Raw genomic sequence first — 20,592 nt, 5'->3', positions numbered from 1 at the left:
GGTTCACGAGTGCGGGCTGGATGCGACGGCGAGAGCCTTTCCGGTGAGCGAGTCGTCGTCGCGCAGGATCTCCGCGGGGGTGCCGGCGAAGATCAGCCGACCACCGTCCGACCCGGCGCCGGGACCGATGTCGATCACGTGGTCCGCGCGCGAGACCACCCGGAGGTTGTGCTCCACGACGACCAGGGTCGCGCCCTCGTCGAGCAGATCGTCGAAGAGGATGTTGATCGTGTCGACGTCGGTCGGATGCAGACCCGACGTCGGCTCGTCGAGGATGATCCGGTCGGCGGGGTCGCGCCGCGGGTCGCTGAGATGCCGGGCGAGGAGCAGCCGCTGCTTCTCGCCGCCCGAGAAGGTGTCGAGTGAGCGCCCGACCGGGATGTAGCTCAGGCCGGTGCGCTGCACCCAGTCCAGTGCCGACACGACGTCGGGATGCGCGGAGAACAGCTCGCGGGCCTCGGCAGGTGTCGATGCGAGGACGTCGGCGATCGAGGCGCCGTCGACCCGCACGCCGAGCGCCTTCGGATTGAAGCGCAGGCCGCCGCATGCGTCGCAGGGCAGCGAGACATCGTCGAGGAACGCAAGCTCGGTCGTGATGTGCCCGCGTCCGCGGCAGGTGGGGCACGCACCGCGCGAGTTGAAGCTGAACCACGACGGGTCGAGGCCCGAAGCGGCCGCGAACACCTCGCGCACGGTGTCTGCGATCCGCAGGATGCTCAGGGTCGTCGATCGGGCGCCGCCACGCAGCGGGTCCTGACCCACGACCGTGAACTCGGGATGCTGGCGCGGCAGCTCCACCGTGGCGAAGGAGCTCTTGCCGGAGCCCGCGACCCCGTGATCGCGGTGAGCACGCCCAGCGGGACGTCGACATCGAACCCGCTCAGGTTGTGCGAGCGCGCATCCCGCACGGTGACCTGGCCCGAGGGCGCGCGAGCCGTGTCTCGGACCCGCAGCGGCTCGGCGAGGACCCGTCCCGTCAGCGTCTCGCTGCCACGCAGCGCTGCGGGCGTCCCCTCGAACTGCACGATGCCTCCGGCAGAGCCCGCACCGGGACCGAGGTCGACCACATGGTCGGCGACCGCGATCACCTGCGGATGGTGCTCGACGACGAGGATCGTGTTGCCCGCATCGCGCAGCCGCTGCAGCAGGGCGACGAGGCGTTGGATGTCGGCGGGGTGCAGCCCGGTGCTCGGCTCGTCGAACACGTAGGTCACGTCGGTCAGTGCGCTGCCCAGGTGGCGCACGATCTTGACGCGCTGCGCCTCTCCGCCGGACAGGGTCGCCGATTCGCGGTCGAGCGTGAGATAGCCGAGCCCGACCGAGAGGAGGGCGTCGAGCACGTGACGGATGCCCTCGACAGCCGGTGCCACCCGCGGATCGTCGAAGGCGCCGAGCAGGGAGTGCAGCTCGGCCACCGGCAGCCGCATCCACTCCACGATCGAGCGTCCGTCGATCAGGCTCGTCCGCGCTGCCTCGTTCACCCTCGCGCCGTCGCAATCCGGGCAGGTGTGGCGGGTCACGAGCCGGTCGAGCTCCTCGCGCACCGAGGCCGACATCTTCACCGGCCGCTGCTTCAGGAACACGTCGCGCATCCGGGTGATCACGCCGTCGAACCGGGCGCTCTGCGGGAACCGCGGATCGGGGTCGTCGAGCTTGAGCTTGTCGGCGTAGAGGAACTGATCCATCTCCTCGACCGAGTAGTCCTTCAACGGTTTCTCGCGGTCGAACAGTCCGCAGTAGGCGAAGCGCTTCCAGCGGTACACGCCGGGGCGGAACAGGCTGAACCGCACCGGCCCCTCGTCGATGTTCTTCTCGGGGTCGATGAGCGCATCGATATCGATGTCGTACACGGTGCCGAGGCCCTCGCAGGTCGGGCACATGCCGGACGGGTCGTTGAACGAGTACGCCGGGGAGTAGCCGGCCGACGGCTCGCCGACCCGCGAGAAGACCAGGCGCACGAGAGAGGCCAGGTCGGTCGCGGTCGCCACGGTCGAGCGTGCGTTGCCCGTGAACCGGCGCTGGTCGATCAGGACGGTGAAGGTCAGCCCGTCCATGGCCTGCACGTCGGGTGCGGGCAGCTGCGGGAGTCGGGCGCGGATGAAGGTCGAATACGAGTCGTTGACGAGTCGCTGCGCCTCGGCGGCGACCGTATCGAGCACGAGCGAAGACTTGCCCGATCCGGAGACGCCGGTGAAGACGGTGAGCAGCTTCTTGGGGATGTCGAGGGAGATGTCGCGGAGGTTGTTCGTCCGCGCGCCGGTGATGCGGAGAATATCCATCCGCACACGCTAACGGGGCCCCCGGACACTCCGGAGGCCCCGTCGACAGAAGCGCGCGTCAGGCGCTCAGGACCACCGTCTCGTCGATCGGGCGGCGCACGCGCGGGGCGACCTCACGCTGCTGCAGCACCTCGGGAAGGGCCTCGATGTCGCCGAACTCGCCGACGGCGAAGACCGTGACGGGGACGAACCGGGGCTCGAGGTCGGCGAACTCGCGGACGACCTCCGGGTCGAAGCCGCTCATCTGGTGCACGAGGAGTCCGTCGTGGTGGGCCTGCACAGAGAAGTGCGCGACGGCCTGGCCGAGGTCGTAGAGCGCGTGGGTGATCGGCGTGCCGTCGGCTGCGGCCGTCTCGGCGATCGCGACCACGAGCACCGCGGCGTTGCCGGCCCATGCCTGGTTGAAGCCCATCAGTGCATCGACGACCTGGGCGTGCAGGGCCGTTCCGCGGCGGGCGACGATGAAGCGCCAGGGCTGGGTGTTGTTGGCGGAAGGGCTCCAGCGGGCGGCCTCGAGAGCGGTGGCGAGCTTGGCCTCGTCGATCGAGTTCTGCGCGTCGAAGGCACGAGGGCTCCAGCGGCCGGCGAGGACGTCGAGGACGGGGTGCTCGGTCGGTGCGGTGCGGTCGATGACGGGAGTGCTCACAGAAGTGCCTTTCGGAAGGAGTGGATCGGACTCCTTCGTCCGGGTACACGGGAGCAAACAGATGCATGTGCATGCATATTCCCCGATGTCGCGGGATCTCAGATCGGCAGATCGTGCGACGCCGCGTCGGTCAGTGCGCTGCGCACCGCCCTGATCGAGGGCGCGTCCGCCGACACGCGCCGTGCCGAGGAGAAGATCTCGCGCCGTGGCGCATGGGGAGCGGGGCCAGGTCGACGGTCGGGGTGTCCCCGGCCCAGACGAGCTCGGGCAGGAGACCGACCGCGAGGCCGGCGTGGATCAGCCGCACGTGCGCGGTGAGGTCGGCGATCTCGAAGCGGACGTCGGGCTCGAATCCCGCCGTGCGACAGAGCTGCTCCGCCCAGGCCCGGGAGGCGGTGCCGGCGGGCTCGAGCACCCACGGCTCGTCACGGGTCGACGACAGGGCGGCGGCGGCATCCGCGTGCGCGGGCGAGCCGGGGCGGCGCGCGAGCGCGATCGCATCGTGCGCGAGCACCACGCGGTCGAGGTCGGCATGGATCGGGCGCGTGCGCCCCGGATACTGCTCGGCGAGGATCAGATCGAAGTCGCGGCTGGACACCCCGACCAACCCGGTCTCGGGATCGCACTCGGTGACCTCGACCCGCAGTGCGGGGTGCCGGACCTTGAGCGATGCGAGGGCTCGGGGCAGGAGCGAGTGCGCCGTCGACTGGAACACCGCGATGCGCACGGTTCCCGTGACCTCGGTGAGGGACTCGGCGACGGCGACCTCGGCGTGCTCGAGCTGATCGAGGATGCCGATCGCCTCGGCGACCAGCACGTTCCCCTGCGGCGTGAACTGCACTCCGCGCCCGACGCGGCGCAGCAGGGGCACTCCCACATCGCGCTCCAGCGCGCTCAGCTGCTGCGACACCGAGGCCTTGCTGTAGGAGAGCGCGTCGGCGACGGCCGAGAGGGTTCCACGGCGGGAGAGTTCCACGAGCATGCGCAGGCGGTTGACGTCGAGCATCGCGCTTCCGTTCGTTCAGTTCGAGTGAACAGAATTCACGCAAATCGGTTGATAGACGGAGCCTAGCGACCGGCAGGACAATGATCCAGCCGCACACGAAACCCCGGTGTGCGCCTGCCCGGAAGGTTCCCGTCCATGACCGTCATCGATGACACCACCCCCCGTACCGAAGACGTCGCAGCCCTCGTGCAGCGCTGGCTCGTCGAGAGTGAGACCCACCCCGTCGAGCCGGCCGCCCAGCGCCTGTCCGAAGTGCTCAAGGACCCGAACGGCCTCGCGTTCACGGTCGGCTTCGTCGACGGCGTGATGCGTCCGGAAGATCTGCGCGTCGCGGGCCGCACACTCGCCGAGATCTCGGAGATCACCCCGACTCTGCTGCCGGGGTATCTGCGTGCCGCGATCAAGACCGGCGGGTTCTGGGCGCCCAAGCTCCCCGGAGTCGTGGTGCCGATCTCCCGCCGTGTGCTGCGCGCCATGGTGGGCCACCTCGTGCTCGACGCCACTCCGGCGAAGCTCGGTCCCGCCATCGCCAAGCTGCGCAAGAGCGGCAACCGCCTGAACCTCAATCTGCTCGGCGAGGCGGTGCTCGGCGAGCGTGAGGCCGGGCATCGGTTGCAGGGCACCCGTGACTTCCTGGCCCGAGACGACGTCGACTACGTGTCGATCAAGGTCTCCAGCGTCGTGAGCCAGCTGTCGATGTGGTCGTTCGACGAGGCCGTGGCCGATGTCGTCGAGAAGCTCACCCCGCTCTACGAACTCGCCGCGACGGCCGAGGCAAAGGGCAAGGCCAAGTTCATCAACCTCGACATGGAGGAGTACCGCGACCTCGACCTGACGATCGCGGCCTTCACGAGCATCCTCGACCAGCCGGGGCTCGAGAACCTCGAGGCCGGCATCGTGCTGCAGGCCTATCTGCCCGACGCCCTCGGGGCCATGCAGCACCTGCAGGAGTGGGCAACGGCGCGTCGCGCCAAGGGTGGGGCGCCGATCAAGGTGCGTGTGGTGAAGGGTGCGAACCTGGCCATGGAAGAGGTCGACGCGAAGATCCACGGCTGGCCGCTGGCAACCTACGGCACCAAGCAGGAGTCCGACACCAACTACAAGCGGGTGCTCGACTGGGCGATGACCCCCGAGCGACTGGATGCCGTACGCATCGGCATCGCCGGGCACAATCTGTTCGACATCGCCTACACATGGCTGCTCGCCAAGGCCCGCGGCGTCACGGATGCCGTCGAGTACGAGATGCTCCTGGGCATGGCGACCGGCCAGGCCGAGGCCGTGCGCAAGGACGTCGGGCGGCTCCTGCTCTACACGCCGGTCGTGAACCCGGCCGAGTTCGACGTGGCGATCGCGTACCTCGTGCGCCGCCTCGAAGAGAACGCCAGCTCCGAGAACTTCATGTCGGCGGTGTTCGAGCTGGCCTCGAACCCCACACTGCTGACCCGGGAGCGTGAGCGCTTCGAGCGCTCGCTCGCCGCCCTCGAACTCGACCGCGCCGTGCCGGCACCCCACCGTGTGCAGGACCGCACCGCGGAGACGCCCGCCGGCACGACGACCGGCTTCGCGAACCAGGCCGACACCGACCCGGCGCTCGGCGCGAACCGCACCTGGGGGCGCGAGATCCTGCAGCGCTCCGTCTCGTCGACGCTGGGCATCGACACGATCGCGATCGCCAAGGTCGAGACGGATGCCGAGCTCGACGGCATCTTCGCCGCGGCGACCGCGGCCGCCGAGAAGTGGGCCGCGCTGCCGGCCGCCGACCGCGCCGCCGTGCTGCACCGCGCCGGAGACGAGCTCGCCGCGCGCCGTGGTCAGCTGATCGAGATCATGGCGCACGAGGCGGGCAAGACCATCGCCGAGGCCGACCCCGAGATCAGCGAGGCCATCGACTTCGCGCACTACTACGCCGAGCGGGCGAAAGACCTCGAGGCCGTGTCCGGGGCCGAGTTCGTGCCGTCGAAGGTCACCGTGGTCACCCCTCCCTGGAACTTCCCGGTCGCGATCCCCGCAGGGGGCGTGCTCGCCGGTCTGGCCTCGGGGTCAGCGGTCGTCATCAAGCCCGCCAAGCTCACCCAGCGCTGCGGGGCCGTGATGGTCGAGGCGCTCTGGGCCGCCGGGGTGCCGCGAGACCTGCTCGTGCTCGTCGACCTCGCCTCGCGCGACCTCGGCACCCGTCTGATCGCGAACCCGACCGTCGACCGGGTGATCCTCACGGGAGCGTATGAGACCGCACAGCTGTTCCGCTCGTTCCGCTCCGACCTGCCGCTGCTCGCCGAGACCAGCGGCAAGAACGCCATCATCGTCACCCCCTCCGCCGACCTCGACCTCGCCGCCGCCGATGTGGCGCGCAGCGCATTCGGGCACGCGGGGCAGAAGTGCTCCGCCGCGTCGCTCGCGATCCTCGTCGGCTCCGTCGCCGACTCGAAGCGGTTCGAGCGTCAGCTGGTAGACGCCGTGACCTCGATGCGCGTCGGCCTGCCCGATGACCCTGCCACACAGATGGGTCCGATCATCGAGCCGGCGAACGGCAAGCTCCTGACCGCGTTGACGAAGCTGGAGAAGGGTGAGCGCTGGCTGGTGAAGCCGCGCAAGCTCGACGACGAAGGAAAGCAGTGGACGCCCGGCGTGAAGACCGGTGTGCGCGAGGGCTCGTACTTCCACCTGACCGAGTTCTTCGGCCCGGTGCTCGGCATCATGCACGCCGAAGACCTGGACGAGGCGTTGCGACTCCAGAACGCGGTCGACTACGGCCTCACCGCGGGCATCCACTCGCTCGACTCCGACGAGGTGGCCACCTGGCTCGACCGCGTCGAGGCGGGCAACCTGTACGTGAACCGCGGCATCACCGGCGCGATCGTGCAGCGTCAGCCGTTCGGGGATGGAAGCGCTCGGCTGTCGGTGCCGGCGCCAAGGCCGGTGGACCGAACTACCTCTTCGGGTTGGGGAGTGGCGTCCGGCGGAGCTTCCCGCGGTCGCTCCAGGAGCCGCGGTGGCTCCGGCCGTCGGCGCACTGCTCGACGCGGCCGGTGCCGAGGTCGATGCGGCTGAGGCGGACTGGCTGCAGCGCGCTGCCGCATCGGACGAGCGGGCGTGGATCGACGAGTTCGGCGCCGTCAGCGACAAGTCCGGCCTCGGCGTCGAGCGCAACCTCTTCCGGTACCGGCCCGTCGCGGTCGACGTGCGCATCGCGGAGGACGCAGCCGTGGTCGACGGCATCCGTGTGCTCGCGGCCGCCCTGCGCAGCGGCAGCCCGTTCACGGTCTCGGCTCCCGCACTGCCCTCTCGCGTCGTCGAGGCGCTGCGCGCGCACGGTGTGACCGTCAAGCACGAGTCGGATGCCGTATGGGCTAAGCGCTATGCCAAGGCGGCGAACTCGTGGCAGCGCGTGCGTCTGGTCGGCGGTGACGCGTCGGCACTGTTCGAGGAACTCGGCGGGAGCCCGGACGTCGCGGTCTGGTCGCACGCGGTGACCGGCGCCGGCCGCGTCGAGATGCTGCCGTTCCTGCACGAGCAGGCCGTCTCGATCACGAACCACCGCTTCGGCAACCCCACCACGCTCGCCGACGGTGTGATCTGACCTGACCCGGGTCGGACGACGAAGCCCCCTGGTCCGCGCGACGCGGAGCAGGGGGCTTCTCGGTTCCGGCGTCAGCCGCGCAGCGCGTCCTTGAGCTTGACGCGGGATCCCATGCGCAGCAGAGAGTTCTCGTAGATCTTCGCGCCGATGACGATCGCGGCCACGCAGCTCGCGAGCAGGATCACCAGGCTCAGCAACGGCTCCCACCACTGCGCCTCGCCCACGAAGAGGCGCATCGGCATGCCGACCGGAGCCGAGAACGGCACGTACGACATGATCGTCAGCACGAGCGGGTTGTCGTTGAAGACGATGACGAGGATGTACGGCGCCATGATCAGCATCGTGATCGGCGTGGTCGTGGAGCCGATGTCCTCCTGGCGCGACACCATCGACGCCGCAGCCGCGAACATCGCCGCCAGCAGGATGAAGCCGAACAGGAAGAACACCGCGAACCAGATGATCGGCGCCCCGAGAGTCGTGAGCACCTCGCGTTGACCTGTGACGATCAGCCCGATCGTGGCCACCGCTGCGAGCGCGAGGATCTGCCCCATCGCGAGCACCGTGTTGCCGATCACCTTGCCCGCGAGGAGCGTGCGAGCGGGGATGGCCGACAGCAGCACCTCGACCACACGGGTCTGCTTCTCCTCGACGATGCTCTGCGCGATCGTCCCGCCGAACGTCGCGGCGGCCATCATGAACACGAGTCCGAACGCGATGGCGATGAAGTACCGCAGCAGGGGGTTCGTCGTCGCCGGCTCCAGGATCACGACCTCGGGAGAGATCGACAGGGCGGACACGATCGAGCCGGGAGCATCCTGCAGCGCGATGATCGTGTAGCCCGAAGGCCCGTCGCCCGGAAGCACGGCTGCGTCGACCTTGTCGTCGCGCACGAGCTGCTCGGCTTCGGCCTCGTCGGCCACCGTCGTCACTTCGACGTTCGGGATGGCGGAGACGGCCGACGCGGTCTCCGCGGTCGCGGCGATCGGCGTGGTGTCGGTGTTCTTGCTCGCGAAACCGCCGAGGACGATGCCCGCGAGAGCGAGGATCAGGAGGATTCCGGTCGAGATCAGGAAGGCCTTGCTGCGCAGCTTCGATCCGATCTCGCGCTCGGCGACGAGCCAGATGCCGTTCGAGCTGCGAACGGGGGCGGGGGTGCTCACTGGATGACCTCCTTGAAGATCTGGGCGAGGGACGGATGCTTGGGGGCGAAGCTGGCGACATCACCACGCTGCACGGCGGACTGGAGCACGCGCTGGGCCGTCTCGGCGCCGTCCGCGTCGAAGAGCGCGTATCCGCCCTCGAAGTCGACCACCGTCACACCGGGCTCGGTGCGCAGCCAGCCCGCATCCCCCGCCGACACCAGCTCGTACCGGTCGCGGGCGTGCTCGGCGCGAAGCCCGTCACGCGACCCTGCCGCGCGGATCGTGCCACCGGCGAGGATGACGAGGTCGTCGCACAGACGCTCGACCACATCGAGCTGGTGCGAGGAGAACAGGATCGACGCGCCCTTCGCCGCGCTGGACTGCAGGACGCCAGCGACCACGTCGACCGCGAGCGGGTCGAGGCCGGAGAACGGCTCGTCGAGGATCAGCACCTCGGGGTCGTGCACCAGCGACGCGGCGATCTGCGCCCGCTGCTGGTTTCCGAGCGACAGCGACTCGATCGTGTCGTTCAGCCGCTCGCCCAGGCCGAGTTCCGTGAGCAGGGCGGTCGCCCGGTCCGCGGCGTCCTGCTTGCCGAAACCGTGCAGGCGCGCGAGGTAGACGATCTGCTCGAGCACCTTCATCTTGGGGTACAGGCCGCGCTCCTCGGGCATGTACCCGAAACGACGGCGGTCCTCGGCGGTGATCGGTGCGCCGTCGAGGTCGACCCGGCCGCCGTCGGAGGACAGCAGCCCCAGGACGATCCGCATGGTGGTGGTCTTGCCGGCGCCGTTGCCGCCGACGAAGCCCGTGAGTCGCCCGGGGGCGACCGTGAAGGAGACGTCGTCGAGCACGCGCCGAGAGCCGTAGCTCTTGGTGATGCCGGAGAGTTCGAGCATTCCTGTCGTCATGCCTTTCACGCTACGCAGGGCGTCGACGCGCGGCATCCCCCGCATGGCGGACTCCCCACCCCCGCCCGGTGGACCTCCTGTCAGCGACGGCCGGCGTGCAGCGCGGTGCGCACCAGCAGTCCGGCGACGAGAGCCCAGAACGCGGCGCTGACCCCGAGCACGGAGATTCCGGATGCCGCCACCAGGAAGGTCACGACCGCGGGGATCCGCTCGCCGGGATCGTCGATGGCCTGGTGCACGGACGCACCGAACGCGGCGAACAGGGCGAGCCCCGCGACAGCGGGGATCACGGCGTCCGGCGCGAGCACCACGAGAGCGGCGAACGCGGCCGAGAAGCCGCCCAGCACCAGGTACGACACCCCGGTGGAGACCCCGGCGACCCACCGTCGCTTCGGGTCGGGGTCGGCATCCGGCGATGCGGCGAGCGCGGCACTGATCGCTGCGAGGTTGATGGCGTGCCCGCCGGCTGTGGCCCCGAGCGCGGTGCCCAGTCCGGTGACCAGCATCGCCGGCCGCCAGGGCACCTCGTATCCGAAGCTGCGCATGATGGCGATGCCCGGCACGTTCTGCGAGGCCATGGTCACGATGAACAGCGGTACGGCGAGGCCGACCAGCGCGCCCACCGTGAACGTCGGCGCCGTGAACGAGAAGCCCGGCAGCAGGAGCGCCGGGTCGAACGAGGCGCCGTCGACGATCAGCGAGACCGCGACCACCACCGCCGCGGCGACGAACGCCAGCGGCACCGCCCAGCGCGGCGCGAGTCGTGTGAACACCAGCCAGGTCAGCACGACAGGGACCACGCCCCACGGGTTGGCGACGATGCCCGTGATCGGCGTCAGGCACAGCGGCAGCAGGACACCGGCGAGCATCGCCTGCGCGATCGACGGTGGGATGCGGGCGATCAGAGAGCCCAGCGCGGGCCACAGCGCGGTGAGCAGGATGAGCGCGGCCGTGACGAGAAAGGCCCCGACCGCGGCGGGCCATCCGCCCTCGACGGTCCCGGTCGCCACGAGGAGGGCCGCGCCGGGTGTGGACCACGCGACCGTGATCGGCATCCGGTACCGCCACGCCAGCACCACGCACGCGAGTCCCATCGTGAGGCTCGCCGCGAGGAGACCGCTGGCCGCCTGCGCGGCGTCGGCCCCGACCGCGTCGAGTCCGGTGAGCACGACCGCGAACGAACTCGTGAAGCCGACGAGTGCCGTGACCACCCCCGCCAGGATCGGACGGGACAGCGGGGCGGCGTCTGGCATGGATCCGAGGCTATCGCGGCGGGCGGAGGCGGGTGGTCACGCGAGGCCCATGCGATGCGCGAGCACGACCGCCTGCACCCGATCCCGTGCGCCGAGCTTCTGGAGGATGCGTGACACATGCGTCTTGACCGTGGCCTCGCCGATGAACAGCGCCTTGGCGATCTCGGCGTTGCTGCGGGCATCGGCCAGCAGGGTCAGCACCTCGGTCTCGCGCTCGGTGAGCGGCTCGGCGAGCGCGACCTTCGGCGCGGGGCCGCGGTCGACGGGTGCCCCGGAGGTGGCGCAGCGGGCGTCGCGGCGAACCGAGCCAGCACACGGCGGGTCACCTCGGGGCGAGCATCCCGTCGCCCGCGGCGAGGGCCCGGACGGCGGCGATCAGATCCTCCGCTCCGGCGTTCTTGAGCAGGAACCCACTCGCCCCCGCATCCAGTGCCTGGTACAGGTAGTCGTCGCGATCGAACGTGGTCACGATCGCGATGGCCGCGCCGACCGCGGGGTCGGCGACGAGGAGCCTGGTCGCCTCGATGCCGTCCATATCGGGCATCTGCACGTCCATCGTGATCACGTCGGGGCGGAGCGCCGATGCCTTGGCCACGGCCTCCGCGCCCGACGACGCCTCGCCGATCACCGTGATGTCGGGCTGGGTGTCGAGGATCGTCCGGAAGCCGGCGCGCAGCAGCGCATGGTCGTCGACCAGCAGGACGCGGATCGGGGCGCTCATCGATCCGCCGCCGATCCTGCCGGGGCCGGGAGTGGCACCCGCGCGCGCACGCGCATCCCGCCCAGCGGCCGCGGCGACACCTCGAGCGTGCCTCCGGATGCCGCGGCGCGCGCCCGCATGCCCAACTGCCCGAGCCCCGGGCGGAGTTGGGTGATCGCGCGTCCGGTGTTGACGATCTCGAGTTCGACGCCGTCGTCGTCGTACCGCACGCGCACGTCGGCCGTCGCTCCGCTCCCGGCGTGACGGCGGGCGTTCGTGAGCGACTCCTGGGCGATCCGGTACAGGTTCACCGCGACCAGCGACGGCACGGGCACCGGCTCGCCGATCACCGCGTAGTCCGTGGGCAGCCCCGCCTCGGTGGAGGCATCGGCGAGGTCGGCGATGTCGTCGAGCGCGAGGGTCGACGCCGCGTCCGTCGTCTCGCCGCCCGGCGTGCGCAGGGTCTCCAGCAGTTGGCGGAGCTCGTGGATCGCGTCGCGCGCCGAACCCTCGACGCCGGAGAGGATGCGGGCGGCTTCGGCGGGGTCGCGCTCGAGCACGAGTCGCGCGGCGCCCGCCTGCACGCCCATGACCGACACGTGGTGCGCGACGACGTCGTGCAGTTCGCGCGCGATGCGCACGCGGTCGAGGGCGACGGCCTGAGCCGCGGTGACCTCGCGCTCGCGCTCGAGCTCGACGGTGCGCTGCTCGAGCACCGCCAGCTGCGCAGCCGCGGCCCAGGAGCGCTCACCGAAGTAGTAGGCGCCGCCGAAGTACAGCACATTCAGCAGCAGTTGGATGAGCATGAAGGCGACGTACGGCGACATGGCTCCGGCGGCGACGTCGGCTTTGTCGGCCTCGCTGATCGCGTCGCGGTACATCGTGATGATCAACCACACGAACATGCCCAGGATGATGCCGACCCGAACGAGCATCGCGCGGCGACGGTCGTTCATCCACGCCCCGACCGTGTACAGCGTGAGGAACATCACGATGTTGCCCACATAGATCTCGGGGACGCGGATCGTGACGGCCGTGAAGTACGCCGCGGCCACGATCACGGCGGCGGTCCCCGGCCAGCGCCTGCGGAAAGCCAGGGGGACGGTGGCGACGACAGCGTAGACGAGCGCCCACCACAGCGGTGCCTGCTCTTCCCCGTAGATCTCTGCGATCGAGGACAGCCCCGCGCTCAGCACCGCACCGACGAACATGACGGCGGCGAGGATGACATCCGCCCGGCGCTCGCGCTCGGTCGGCGTGCGGGTGAACGGGACGGCGGGCATCTCTCCACCGTAGGGCGGGTGCGCGGGTCGAGGCATCCCCCTGGCGACGGATCGGTTACTTGCTATTGACAAGCATGGTTGTTATTTGCAAGCATGAGCGCAGAACACCGGACAAAGGAGTCATCATGACCAAGGTCTTCGTCAACCTGCCCACCAGCGACCTCGAGCGCGCCAAGGCGTTCTACACGGCGCTGGGCTGCGACATCAGCCCGCAGTTCACCGACGAGAACGCCGCCTGCATCGTGTGGAGCGAGGACATCTACTTCATGGTCCTCAAGCGCGAGTTCTTCGCGACCTTCACAGACAAGCCCATCGCCGACCCGAACGAGATCGTCCAGGTGTCGGTCGCCTTCAGCCGGGATTCCCGCGAGGAGGTCGATGCGATCCTCGCCAAGGGCCTCGCCGCAGGCGGCACCGAACCCAAGCCCGTGCAGGATTACGGCTTCATGTACTCGCGCGACCTCGATGACCCCGACGGCAACTCCCTCGGCTTCCTCTACATGACCCCCGAGGCCGTCGAGAACGGGCCGGACCACGTGGCGGATCAGGCGACGTCGGCCTGACATGGCGGCGCGCAGCTACGGCCAGTACTGCGGCGTGACGACCGCCGTCGAGCTGATCGGGGAACGGTGGGGGCTGCTCATCGTGCGCGATCTGCTCGTCGGTCCCCGTCGGTACACCGACCTCAAGCAGGGCCTGCCGCGCATCCCCACCAACATCCTCTCCACGCGGCTGAAGGAGCTGCAGGAGGGCGGCGTCGTGCGCCGGGTTCCGCTGCTGAACTGCGGCCTCGTGTACGAGCTCACCCCGTACGGGCGCTCGTTCGAGCCGATCATGCTCGCCCTCGGCCGCTGGGGATTCCAGGCGATGGGCGACCCCGAAGAGGGCGACGTGGTCACCCCGGACTCGCTCACCATGGCACTGCGCACGGCGTTCCAGGCGGATGCGGCGACAGACGGCGAGTACGAACTCCACGTGGGCGACGTGGCGTTGCGCGCGTCCGTGCGCGACGGCGGACTCCGCATCGCCCAGCTCGCCCCTCCCGCGCCGCCCGTCGGCGGACGACTCCCCGAGGGGGACCCGGACGCCGTGATCGTCGCCGGTCCCGGCATCCGTCACCTGATCGGCGGAGACCTCACCGCGGCCGAGGCGCTCGCGCAGGATGTCGTCGCGGTGGTCCGCGGAGAGGACTCCTGGCTCGACGCCTTCTCGACCACGTTCCACATCGCACGGATGACTGTAGGGAGCACGACATGAGCACTGACAGCACGCAGCACGCCACGCGCGGCCGCATCCTGATCGACCTCTTCCTGACGCTCGACGGGGTCGCACAGGGGCCCGGCGGCATCGACGAAGACCCCTCGGGCGGGTTCCGTTTCAGCGGCTGGCAGGCGGGGTATCCCTCCTCCGGCGTCGGCCCCGAGATCGAGAAGGGCATGCGCGGGCTGGATGCGTTGCTCCTCGGTCGTCGGACCTACGACATCTTCGCCTCCTACTGGCCGCACCACACCGAGGGGAGTCCGGCGACATCGGCACGCTCTTCAACCGGGTGCCGAAATACGTGGCGACACGCGACGACGACCTGGCCCTCGACTGGGCGGGAAGCACCCGCGTCGGCGCCGACCTCGCGGCCGAGATCGCCGCGATGCGCGCCGCGCACAGCGAAGTCCACGTGATCGGCAGCATCGACTTCGTGCACACGCTGCTGGCCGAGGGACTCTTCGACCAGCTGAACCTCTGGGTGTATCCGATCCTGCTCGGCGCGGGGAAGAAGGTCTTCGCCGACAGTGCCCTGCCGTCCGTGCTGCGTCTGCTCGAGCTGCCGATCACCGACGACGAAGGCGTGACGCTGCTGCGCTACGGGAGAACGGATCGAGTACCCGAGGTCGGGACGTTCGGCTGAGGTGTCAGGGCGCGGTTCGACCTTCGCGGTCGAGCCGGTGTCAGCCGAGCAGTCGCTCGATCACCCTCGCCACGCCATCCTCGTCGTTCGAGGAGGTGGTCTCGTCGGCAGCATCCTGGACGAGGGTTGCCGCATGCGCCATCGCCACGCCGCGGCCGGCCCACCGGAGCATCTCCACGTCGTTGAGGGCATCGCCGAAAGCGATCACCTCGGCGCGGTCGATGCCGAGGTGATCGCAGAGGCGGGCGAGGCCGGTGGCCTTCGTGACGCCCTCCGCCATCACCTCGACGAACGGCGCCCCCGACAGGGTGGCCTCGAAACCCGTGAGTCCGAGTGAGCGCAGCGCCTCGAACAGAGTCGGGGGTGCGAGTTCGGGATGCCGGATGACGAGCTTCAGGCTCGGCGCGGAGAGCACCTGTCGATCGAGCGGCACGCCGCCCATGGTCTCGGGGTCTCGCTTGTGGTCGGAGACGTCGGCGATCTCGGCGTAGCCGTGCTGGGCGACGAACGTCTCGCCGCCCTCCCGAACGCTCGCGAACAGCAGGCCGGGGATGCTCGCCCGCAACGCGTCGGCGAGCGTGCGGATCGTGTCGGCCGGGAGCTCTTCTGCGAACAGCATCCGTCCGTCGACGAGGTGGACGGCGTAGGCCCCGTTGCTGCAGAGCGCCCAGCCGTCGAAAGCCGCATCAGCCGCGATCGCGCGCAGACCGATGGGTTGCCGAGCGGTCACGGGCACGACATGGATGCCGCGGTCACGGGCGGCGTCGAGCGCCGACCTCGTGCGCACCGAGACCCCGGACGAGGAGTCGAGCAGCGTTCCGTCGAGATCGGTGGCGATCAGCCGCACCGTCATGGGAGCAACGTTCAGGAGAAGATCATCGGGAGGTCGTCGTCTTCCGCGGGGCCGCCCGTTCCCAGACGACGGCCATCCAGGTCGACGACCACGGGGACGTGGTCGCTGGGCTGCTCGCCCTTGCGCTCGTCGCGGTGGATCGAGGCGCCGGTCACAGCCTCGGCCAGGGTGCGCGAGCCCAGGACGAAGTCGATGCGGATGCCCTCGTTGCGGGGGAACTTCAGCCGTTGGTAGTCCCAGTAGGTGTATCCCTCGGGGAGCAGCGGGCGCACGACATCGGTCACACCCGCATCCTGGAACGCGAAGAACGCCTCGCGCTCCGGCGGTGAGACATGGGTCGAACGGCCCACCACGATGTCGGGGTCGCCGTTGTCGTGGTCGAACGGGATGATGTTGAAGTCGCCGACCAGAGCGAGCGGAAGATCGGGGTTCGCCGAGAGCTCGGCAGCCGTGGACTTCTTCAGCTGCTCCAGCCAGTGCAGCTTGTAGAGGTAGTGGGGGTCGTCGAGCGAACGGCCGTTGGGGACGTACAGGCTCCACACGCGTACGCCGTCGACCATCACGCCGAGGGCGCGCGCCTCGAGCGGCGCGTCGGGGCCCTCATGCCCCTTCGCGAACCCCGGCATGCCGTCGAACGCCGTGCGCACGTCGGTGATGGGCAGCCGGCTCGCGATAGCGACGCCGTTCCATTGATTGAGTCCGTGCACCTCGACGTGGTAGCCGGCCTCTTCGAACGGACCGTAGGGGAACTGCTCCGGCTTGCACTTGATCTCCTGCATCGCCAGCACGTCGATATCCTCTCGGACGGCGAACTCGACGGTGCGGGTGACGCGGGTGCGGATGGAGTTGACGTTCCAGGTGGCCAAGCGCATGCGTCAAGCCTAGGGCGTGCCTCCTACACTGGATGCCGTGACCGCACTCGACGCAGACCGCCAGACCCTTCTCGACCTCATCACGGACGAGGCGGTGTTCCACGGCGACTTCACCCTCTCCAGCGGCAAGAAGGCGACGTATTACGTCGACATGCGCAAGCTCACGCTCGATCACCGGGCCGCCCCCGCGATCGGCCGCATCATGCTCGACCTGATCGGCGACCTCGACGTCGTGGCCGTCGGCGGGCTGACCCTCGGCGCCGACCCGATCGCGAACTCCGTGCTGCATGCCTCGGTGGCCGCCGAGCGCCCGCTGGACGCGTTCGTCGTGCGCAAGGAGCCCAAGGACCACGGCCGTGGCCGCCAGATCGAGGGCGCCGACGTCAAGGGCAAGCGTGTCGTCGTGCTCGAAGACACCTCGACCACCGGACAGTCGGCGCTCAAGGCCGTCGAGGCCCTGCGCAAGGAAGGCGCCGAGGTCGTCGCGGTCGCGGTGATCGTCGACCGGAAGACGGGAGCGCAGGCCGCGATCGAAGCCGAGGGACTGGAATGGCGCGCCGCGTTCGATCTCGACGACCTCGGGCTCGACCCGCAGTGACGCGGTACGCCCTCGCCGTCGACATCGGCGGGACCAAGATGGAGGCCGCGCTCGTCGACGAGCACGGGGTGCTCGTCGACCGCAGCCGCAGCCGGCAGGCCACAGGGCGGGCGGCGACCGCCGCGTCGCTCGATGCCGCCGTCGTCGCGATCGTGGAGCACGCGCTCGGCGCGCTGCCTGTCGACGCCGAGCTCGTGGGAGCCGGAGTGGGCAGCGCGGGACCGGTCGACCGGATCGCCGGCTCCATCACCCCCGTCAACATGCCCCTCGCCCGCGGGTACGGCCTCGTCGATGCGGTGCGCGCAGCGGCGTCAGCCATTCTCGGACGTACCCTCCCGACCCGGCTCGGCCACGACGGCGGGGCGCTCGCGCTCGCCGAATCCTGGCTCGGTGCGACGCAGGGCGCCGGCGCCTCGCTCTCGATCGTCGTCTCGACCGGGGTGGGCGGCGGCTTCGTCGTGAACGGCGCCTATATCCCCGGCGCCACGGGCAACGCGGGGCACCTCGGGCAGGTGCGTCGAGAGGGCGGCCTGACCCTCGAGGAGATCGCCTCAGGACCGGCGAGTGCCGCGTGGGCGCAGCAGCAGGGGTGGGGCGGCGCGACGACGGGCGAAGACCTGGCCAGGGATGCAGCGGCCGGCGATCGTCTGGCTCGGGCGGCGATCGAGCGCTCGGCCCGTGCCGTGGGTGAGGCGCTCGCCGATGCTGCGACCCTCGTCGACCTCGACGTCGTGGCGATCGGCGGCGGTTTCTCTCGGGTGTCACCCGACTACATCGACCTCGTGCAGGAAGCGCTCACCGCCAGCGCGGTCCACGAGTACTCGCGTCGCACCCGCGTCGTGCGCTCGGGCTTGGCCGATGAGGGTCCGCTCATCGGCGCCGCCGCTCTCGTCTTGCGGTAGGGGCTCCTTCGCGGAAGCGGGTTCAGCGGCTCGCGGTGAGCAGGTGCCGCGGCGGTCCTTCGAGGCGCGCGACGGAGATCTTGAGGTCGGTGACGTCGGCGGCCACAGCGTCGATTCGAGTGCTGAGCTTCTCGTCGAGCGCATCGATGCGGCTGCTGAGCTTCTCGTCGACGGCGTCGATGCGGTCGTCGATGCGGCGCACCAGCCATGCCCCCGCGGTGAACAGACTGGTGCCGAGGGTGAGCACGACGCCGATGGCGCTGACGACGATCGTGAGGACCTCGGTGGACACGGGCGGCTCCTTGCTGCGGATGGGTGTGTCATCGACGGTACGCCGCCCGCGCCGGTGCGAGCGCCGGTATTCCAGCATCTGTGTGAAGGTCGCGACTGTCGGCAGATGTGCAGGGGATGTCAGCGCGGTACGGCCGCAGGTCGGGGAGGTCGTGCGGCGACCAACACCAGCAGTGGGACGAGCGCGCACAGTGCGGCCGCGACCAGGAAGGTCGTCTCCGACGCCGGATCCCGACCGATCAGGAGGATCAGCGTGGGGATGGCAGTGCCGCCGACCGCGCCGCAGGCGACGAGCGCTCCCGTCACGGCCGCGCTGCGGGCCGGATCGAGGCGGTCCAGCGCGAGGCCGAGGATGAGGCCGTAACTGGGAGCGAGGAGCACGACGACGGCGGCCAGGGAGCCCAGTGCCCAGCCGGGGGCCCGGTCGACGAGGAGTCCAGCCGCCGCCATCAGGACGGCGGCGACGCACGTGGCGGTCGTGAGGATCCGCGTGGGCGGCACGGCGAGGCGGCGCAGCGTCGCCGCGCCGAAGCGGCCGAGTGCCATCAGGGTCCAGAACGCCGAGGTGCCCAGGGCAGCGATGCCAGGATCGACCGCGAGAATCCGGCCGGGGATCACCGCCGACCACCCGGACAGCACGGTCTCGACGCCGACGTAGAGCGGGAGCGCCACCGCGAACGGAAGCAGCACGAGCAGTCCGCGGGCGTCGCGACGAGAGGGGCCTCGGTGCGGGCCGCCGCGGGCGCCGAGGTGGAGAACATCGGGTCGGAGAACACCGCGACCGAGAACATCGCGACCGAGAACACCGCGACGGAGACGAGCGGCACCAGGGCCAGGATGCCGAGCGCCGGGCGGACGCCGGAACCGAGGGCGACGACGAGCGGGGTGACCGCGGCGCACACGGCGACGGTGCCGAGGAGGGCGCTGAGCAGACCGGTCGCGCTGCCGACGGCGACCGACTTGGCCGCCACGGATCCCGACGCCTCGACGAGTCCGAAGCCGAATCCGGCGACGGCCGCGGCCGCGATGAACACCGCAGGGGTCGCGGCGAGTGCCACCCCGACGATGGCCGCCGCCTGGAGCGCGCCGCCGAGGATCAGGGCGACCTGCGGCGGGCGGCGCATCAGGAGGGGCTCGAGGTGAGCACGCCGATCAGGAGTCCGGCGAACAGCACGGGCACGGCCGAGCTGAGATCGGCATCGATCGAGCGCTCCGCCGCGGGGAGCACGGCCGGCACGAGCGCCGCGGTGACGCCGAGGCCCGCGAATGCGCTGAACAGTCCCGCTCGCGCACGCCCGGCGTCCGGGATCACGCCCCCGCCGTCCGCTCCCTGTGCACCGCGGCGAACGTGTCGCGCAGCGCCTCCATCGAGCGGTCGTAGTTCGACTGCGCCACGCCGATGAAGATGCAGTCGACCACCATGAGCTGCGCGATCCGACTGCCGAGCGCACCCGAGCGGAAGCCCGTCTCGCGCGCTGCGGTCGTGAGCACGATGTCGGCCTGGGCGGCCAGCGGCGCTCCCGCATGGTTCGTGATCGCGATCGTCGTCGCCCCGGCGCTGCGTGCGAGCATCAGGAACTCGATCGTGTCGGTGGTCGCCCCGCTGTGGGACACGGCGATCGCGACGTTCCCTGGTCCGAGGGTCGCAGCCGATGTCCACGCGGCGTGCGGGTCGGACCACTCCAGGGCCGTGCGCCCGATCCGGGTGAGCTTGCGCTGCAGGTCGAGTCCCACGATGGAGCTGGCGCCGACGCCGAAGATGTCGACCCTGGTCGAGGAGGTGATCGCGTCGACCGAGGCCCGCAGCGACTCGACGTCGAGCACCTTGGCGGTGTCGGCGAGCGAGAGGGTCTCGGCGAGCGAGACCTTCGCGACGATGTCGGTCAGGGTGTCGTTGCGGTCGATGTCTCCCGAGACGGCGGGGAGCGCCGCGGTGTCGAAGGTCTCCCGCTCGACGTCGCGCAGCACGTGGTTGCGCAATTCCCGCACATGCTCGTAGCCGAGACGCTTGCAGAAGCGCACGACGGAGGTCGTCGAGGTGTCGCAGCGCTGGGCGAGCTCGGCGATCGAGAGCCCGGCGGTTCCTGCCGGGTCCGCGAGGAACAGGTCGGCGATGCGCTGCTCGCTCGGGCGCAGCTCGGGGCGGATGGCACGCATGCGCACGAGCACGGGATGCGCGCCGGCGTCGTCGCGGGCGGCGTCAGGGGACATGTGTTCTCCGTTCGGTGTTCATAACAGTAGAGGAACTTCCGTTACATCAGAAGCGACCTTCGTGTACTTTTGGTACCAACCCAGACCGAGGATGTTCGTGGGACGTTCGGGCAGCATCGCCGGAACCGACCCAGGGCGACGCGGTCCCCAGCCAGGAGGAATCAG

22 protein-coding genes and 1 pseudogene are annotated in these 20,592 nt (G+C 70.2%); 6 read left to right on the top strand and 17 right to left on the bottom strand.

Going from position 1 to position 20,592, the window contains the following annotated elements:
• Positions 1 to 3: 3 nt before the first annotated feature.
• The 4 genes from G4G29_RS23020 to G4G29_RS18860 form a co-directional block, all read right to left on the bottom strand.
• Complete coding sequence (locus G4G29_RS23020) at positions 4 to 762, bottom strand: hypothetical protein (RefSeq protein WP_244632201.1); 759 nt, start codon at positions 760 to 762, stop codon at positions 4 to 6.
• On the bottom strand, positions 717 to 2,279 hold the full coding sequence (locus G4G29_RS18870; RefSeq protein ID WP_244632200.1) for a hypothetical protein: 1,563 nt from the start codon (positions 2,277 to 2,279) through the stop codon (positions 717 to 719). Before G4G29_RS18870 ends, G4G29_RS23020 begins: the two co-directional genes overlap by 46 nt.
• A 58-nt stretch (positions 2,280 to 2,337) precedes the next feature.
• Positions 2,338 to 2,925, bottom strand: a complete 588-nt coding sequence (locus tag G4G29_RS18865) for a nitroreductase family protein (RefSeq protein WP_183151188.1) — start codon at positions 2,923 to 2,925, stop codon at positions 2,338 to 2,340.
• A 130-nt stretch (positions 2,926 to 3,055) separates the two neighbouring features.
• Entirely contained in the window at positions 3,056 to 3,931 is an 876-nt protein-coding gene (locus G4G29_RS18860; protein ID WP_244632199.1) for a LysR substrate-binding domain-containing protein, read from the bottom strand.
• Between the two features lie 135 nt (positions 3,932 to 4,066).
• Between G4G29_RS18860 and G4G29_RS18855 the strand changes: the two are divergent.
• Positions 4,067 to 7,508: pseudogene (locus G4G29_RS18855) on the top strand (bifunctional proline dehydrogenase/L-glutamate gamma-semialdehyde dehydrogenase).
• 71 nt (positions 7,509 to 7,579) lie between these two features.
• On the opposite strand, the gene G4G29_RS18850 reads toward G4G29_RS18855, so the two are convergent.
• The 6 genes from G4G29_RS18850 to G4G29_RS18825 form a co-directional block, all read right to left on the bottom strand.
• Entirely contained in the window at positions 7,580 to 8,668 is a 1,089-nt protein-coding gene (locus G4G29_RS18850) for an ABC transporter permease (protein ID WP_183151187.1), read from the bottom strand.
• Positions 8,665 to 9,549 carry an ATP-binding cassette domain-containing protein gene (locus tag G4G29_RS18845; RefSeq protein WP_183152896.1) on the bottom strand — a complete coding sequence of 295 codons (885 nt, stop codon included), beginning with the start codon at positions 9,547 to 9,549 and terminating at the stop codon, positions 8,665 to 8,667. The genes G4G29_RS18850 and G4G29_RS18845 overlap by 4 nt, the downstream gene beginning before the upstream one ends.
• 92 nt (positions 9,550 to 9,641) lie before the next feature.
• Entirely contained in the window at positions 9,642 to 10,814 is a 1,173-nt protein-coding gene (locus tag G4G29_RS18840) for a benzoate/H(+) symporter BenE family transporter (protein ID WP_183151186.1), read from the bottom strand.
• A gap of 36 nt (positions 10,815 to 10,850) precedes the next feature.
• Positions 10,851 to 11,015: a LuxR C-terminal-related transcriptional regulator gene (locus G4G29_RS24305; protein WP_183151185.1), complete on the bottom strand. Its 165-nt coding sequence runs from the start codon at positions 11,013 to 11,015 to the stop codon at positions 10,851 to 10,853.
• 121 nt (positions 11,016 to 11,136) lie between these two features.
• On the bottom strand, positions 11,137 to 11,535 hold the full coding sequence (locus G4G29_RS24300; protein ID WP_244632198.1) for a response regulator transcription factor: 399 nt from the start codon (positions 11,533 to 11,535) through the stop codon (positions 11,137 to 11,139).
• Entirely contained in the window at positions 11,532 to 12,797 is a 1,266-nt protein-coding gene (locus G4G29_RS18825) for a sensor histidine kinase (protein WP_183151184.1), read from the bottom strand. Before G4G29_RS18825 ends, G4G29_RS24300 begins: the two co-directional genes overlap by 4 nt.
• A 125-nt stretch (positions 12,798 to 12,922) precedes the next feature.
• On the opposite strand from G4G29_RS18825, the gene G4G29_RS18820 reads away from it, so the two are divergent.
• The 3 genes from G4G29_RS18820 to G4G29_RS24295 all read left to right on the top strand — a co-directional run bounded on the left by G4G29_RS18820 (position 12,923) and on the right by G4G29_RS24295 (position 14,700).
• Complete coding sequence (locus G4G29_RS18820) at positions 12,923 to 13,360, top strand: VOC family protein (protein WP_183151183.1); 438 nt, start codon at positions 12,923 to 12,925, stop codon at positions 13,358 to 13,360.
• 1 nt (position 13,361) lies between these two features.
• Positions 13,362 to 14,054: a helix-turn-helix domain-containing protein gene (locus G4G29_RS18815; RefSeq protein ID WP_183151182.1), complete on the top strand. Its 693-nt coding sequence runs from the start codon at positions 13,362 to 13,364 to the stop codon at positions 14,052 to 14,054.
• Positions 14,055 to 14,358: 304 nt separating this feature from the next.
• The gene (locus G4G29_RS24295; RefSeq protein ID WP_309491603.1) at positions 14,359 to 14,700 is read left to right on the top strand and encodes a dihydrofolate reductase family protein; all 342 of its coding nucleotides are present in this window, start codon (positions 14,359 to 14,361) and stop codon (positions 14,698 to 14,700) included.
• Between the two features lie 40 nt (positions 14,701 to 14,740).
• Here G4G29_RS24295 and G4G29_RS18805 read toward each other — a convergent pair whose 3' ends face one another.
• Positions 14,741 to 15,553, bottom strand: coding sequence for an HAD family hydrolase (locus tag G4G29_RS18805; protein WP_183151181.1), 813 nt, complete (start codon positions 15,551 to 15,553; stop codon positions 14,741 to 14,743).
• Positions 15,554 to 15,564: 11 nt separating this feature from the next.
• A complete protein-coding gene (locus tag G4G29_RS18800; RefSeq protein ID WP_183151180.1) occupies positions 15,565 to 16,425 on the bottom strand; it encodes an exodeoxyribonuclease III in 861 nt (286 codons plus the stop codon).
• Between the two features lie 37 nt (positions 16,426 to 16,462).
• On the opposite strand from G4G29_RS18800, the gene pyrE reads away from it, so the two are divergent.
• Complete coding sequence (gene pyrE / locus G4G29_RS18795) at positions 16,463 to 17,023, top strand: orotate phosphoribosyltransferase (protein WP_183151179.1); 561 nt, start codon at positions 16,463 to 16,465, stop codon at positions 17,021 to 17,023.
• Positions 17,020 to 17,925 (top strand): ROK family protein, encoded by a 906-nt coding sequence (locus G4G29_RS18790; protein ID WP_183151178.1) that lies wholly within the window; start codon positions 17,020 to 17,022, stop codon positions 17,923 to 17,925. Before pyrE ends, G4G29_RS18790 begins: the two co-directional genes overlap by 4 nt.
• A 22-nt stretch (positions 17,926 to 17,947) precedes the next feature.
• Here G4G29_RS18790 and G4G29_RS18785 read toward each other — a convergent pair whose 3' ends face one another.
• The 5 genes from G4G29_RS18785 to G4G29_RS18765 all read right to left on the bottom strand — a co-directional run bounded on the left by G4G29_RS18785 (position 17,948) and on the right by G4G29_RS18765 (position 20,427).
• Complete coding sequence (locus tag G4G29_RS18785) at positions 17,948 to 18,217, bottom strand: hypothetical protein (RefSeq protein WP_183151177.1); 270 nt, start codon at positions 18,215 to 18,217, stop codon at positions 17,948 to 17,950.
• A 119-nt stretch (positions 18,218 to 18,336) separates the two neighbouring features.
• Positions 18,337 to 18,906, bottom strand: a complete 570-nt coding sequence (locus G4G29_RS18780) for a hypothetical protein (RefSeq protein ID WP_183151176.1) — start codon at positions 18,904 to 18,906, stop codon at positions 18,337 to 18,339.
• The gene (locus G4G29_RS18775; protein ID WP_183151175.1) at positions 18,831 to 19,340 is read right to left on the bottom strand and encodes a hypothetical protein; all 510 of its coding nucleotides are present in this window, start codon (positions 19,338 to 19,340) and stop codon (positions 18,831 to 18,833) included. The genes G4G29_RS18780 and G4G29_RS18775 overlap by 76 nt, the downstream gene beginning before the upstream one ends.
• Positions 19,340 to 19,528, bottom strand: a complete 189-nt coding sequence (locus tag G4G29_RS18770) for a hypothetical protein (RefSeq protein ID WP_183151174.1) — start codon at positions 19,526 to 19,528, stop codon at positions 19,340 to 19,342. Before G4G29_RS18770 ends, G4G29_RS18775 begins: the two co-directional genes overlap by 1 nt.
• Positions 19,525 to 20,427 (bottom strand): MurR/RpiR family transcriptional regulator, encoded by a 903-nt coding sequence (locus G4G29_RS18765; protein ID WP_183151173.1) that lies wholly within the window; start codon positions 20,425 to 20,427, stop codon positions 19,525 to 19,527. Before G4G29_RS18765 ends, G4G29_RS18770 begins: the two co-directional genes overlap by 4 nt.
• Positions 20,428 to 20,592 lie beyond the last annotated feature (165 nt).

Source organism: Microbacterium sp. Se63.02b (assembly GCF_014171575.1).
In the GTDB taxonomy this organism is placed as follows: Bacteria; Actinomycetota; Actinomycetes; order Actinomycetales; family Microbacteriaceae; genus Microbacterium.
The sequence above is the reverse complement of the archived record's forward strand: the minus strand, read 5'-3'. Positions and strand labels throughout refer to the sequence as shown.

What these genes read in the sequence shown, in the direction of transcription:
- G4G29_RS18845 (WP_183152896.1), bottom strand. Translation starts at nt 9,549, where the DNA reads ATGCTCGAACTCTCCGGCATCACCAAGAGCTACGGCTCTCGGCGCGTG.
- G4G29_RS18805 (WP_183151181.1), bottom strand. Translation starts at nt 15,553, where the DNA reads ATGACGGTGCGGCTGATCGCCACCGATCTCGACGGAACGCTGCTCGAC.
- G4G29_RS18765 (WP_183151173.1), bottom strand. Translation starts at nt 20,427, where the DNA reads ATGTCCCCTGACGCCGCCCGCGACGACGCCGGCGCGCATCCCGTGCTC.
- G4G29_RS24300 (WP_244632198.1), bottom strand. Translation starts at nt 11,535, where the DNA reads ATGAGCGCCCCGATCCGCGTCCTGCTGGTCGACGACCATGCGCTGCTG.
- G4G29_RS18840 (WP_183151186.1), bottom strand. Translation starts at nt 10,814, where the DNA reads ATGCCAGACGCCGCCCCGCTGTCCCGTCCGATCCTGGCGGGGGTGGTC.
- G4G29_RS18825 (WP_183151184.1), bottom strand. Translation starts at nt 12,797, where the DNA reads ATGCCCGCCGTCCCGTTCACCCGCACGCCGACCGAGCGCGAGCGCCGG.
- G4G29_RS18815 (WP_183151182.1), top strand. Translation starts at nt 13,362, where the DNA reads ATGGCGGCGCGCAGCTACGGCCAGTACTGCGGCGTGACGACCGCCGTC.
- G4G29_RS18860 (WP_244632199.1), bottom strand. Translation starts at nt 3,931, where the DNA reads ATGCTCGACGTCAACCGCCTGCGCATGCTCGTGGAACTCTCCCGCCGT.
- G4G29_RS18870 (WP_244632200.1), bottom strand. Translation starts at nt 2,279, where the DNA reads ATGGATATTCTCCGCATCACCGGCGCGCGGACGAACAACCTCCGCGAC.
- G4G29_RS18775 (WP_183151175.1), bottom strand. Translation starts at nt 19,340, where the DNA reads ATGCGCCGCCCGCCGCAGGTCGCCCTGATCCTCGGCGGCGCGCTCCAG.
- G4G29_RS18820 (WP_183151183.1), top strand. Translation starts at nt 12,923, where the DNA reads ATGACCAAGGTCTTCGTCAACCTGCCCACCAGCGACCTCGAGCGCGCC.
- G4G29_RS18800 (WP_183151180.1), bottom strand. Translation starts at nt 16,425, where the DNA reads ATGCGCTTGGCCACCTGGAACGTCAACTCCATCCGCACCCGCGTCACC.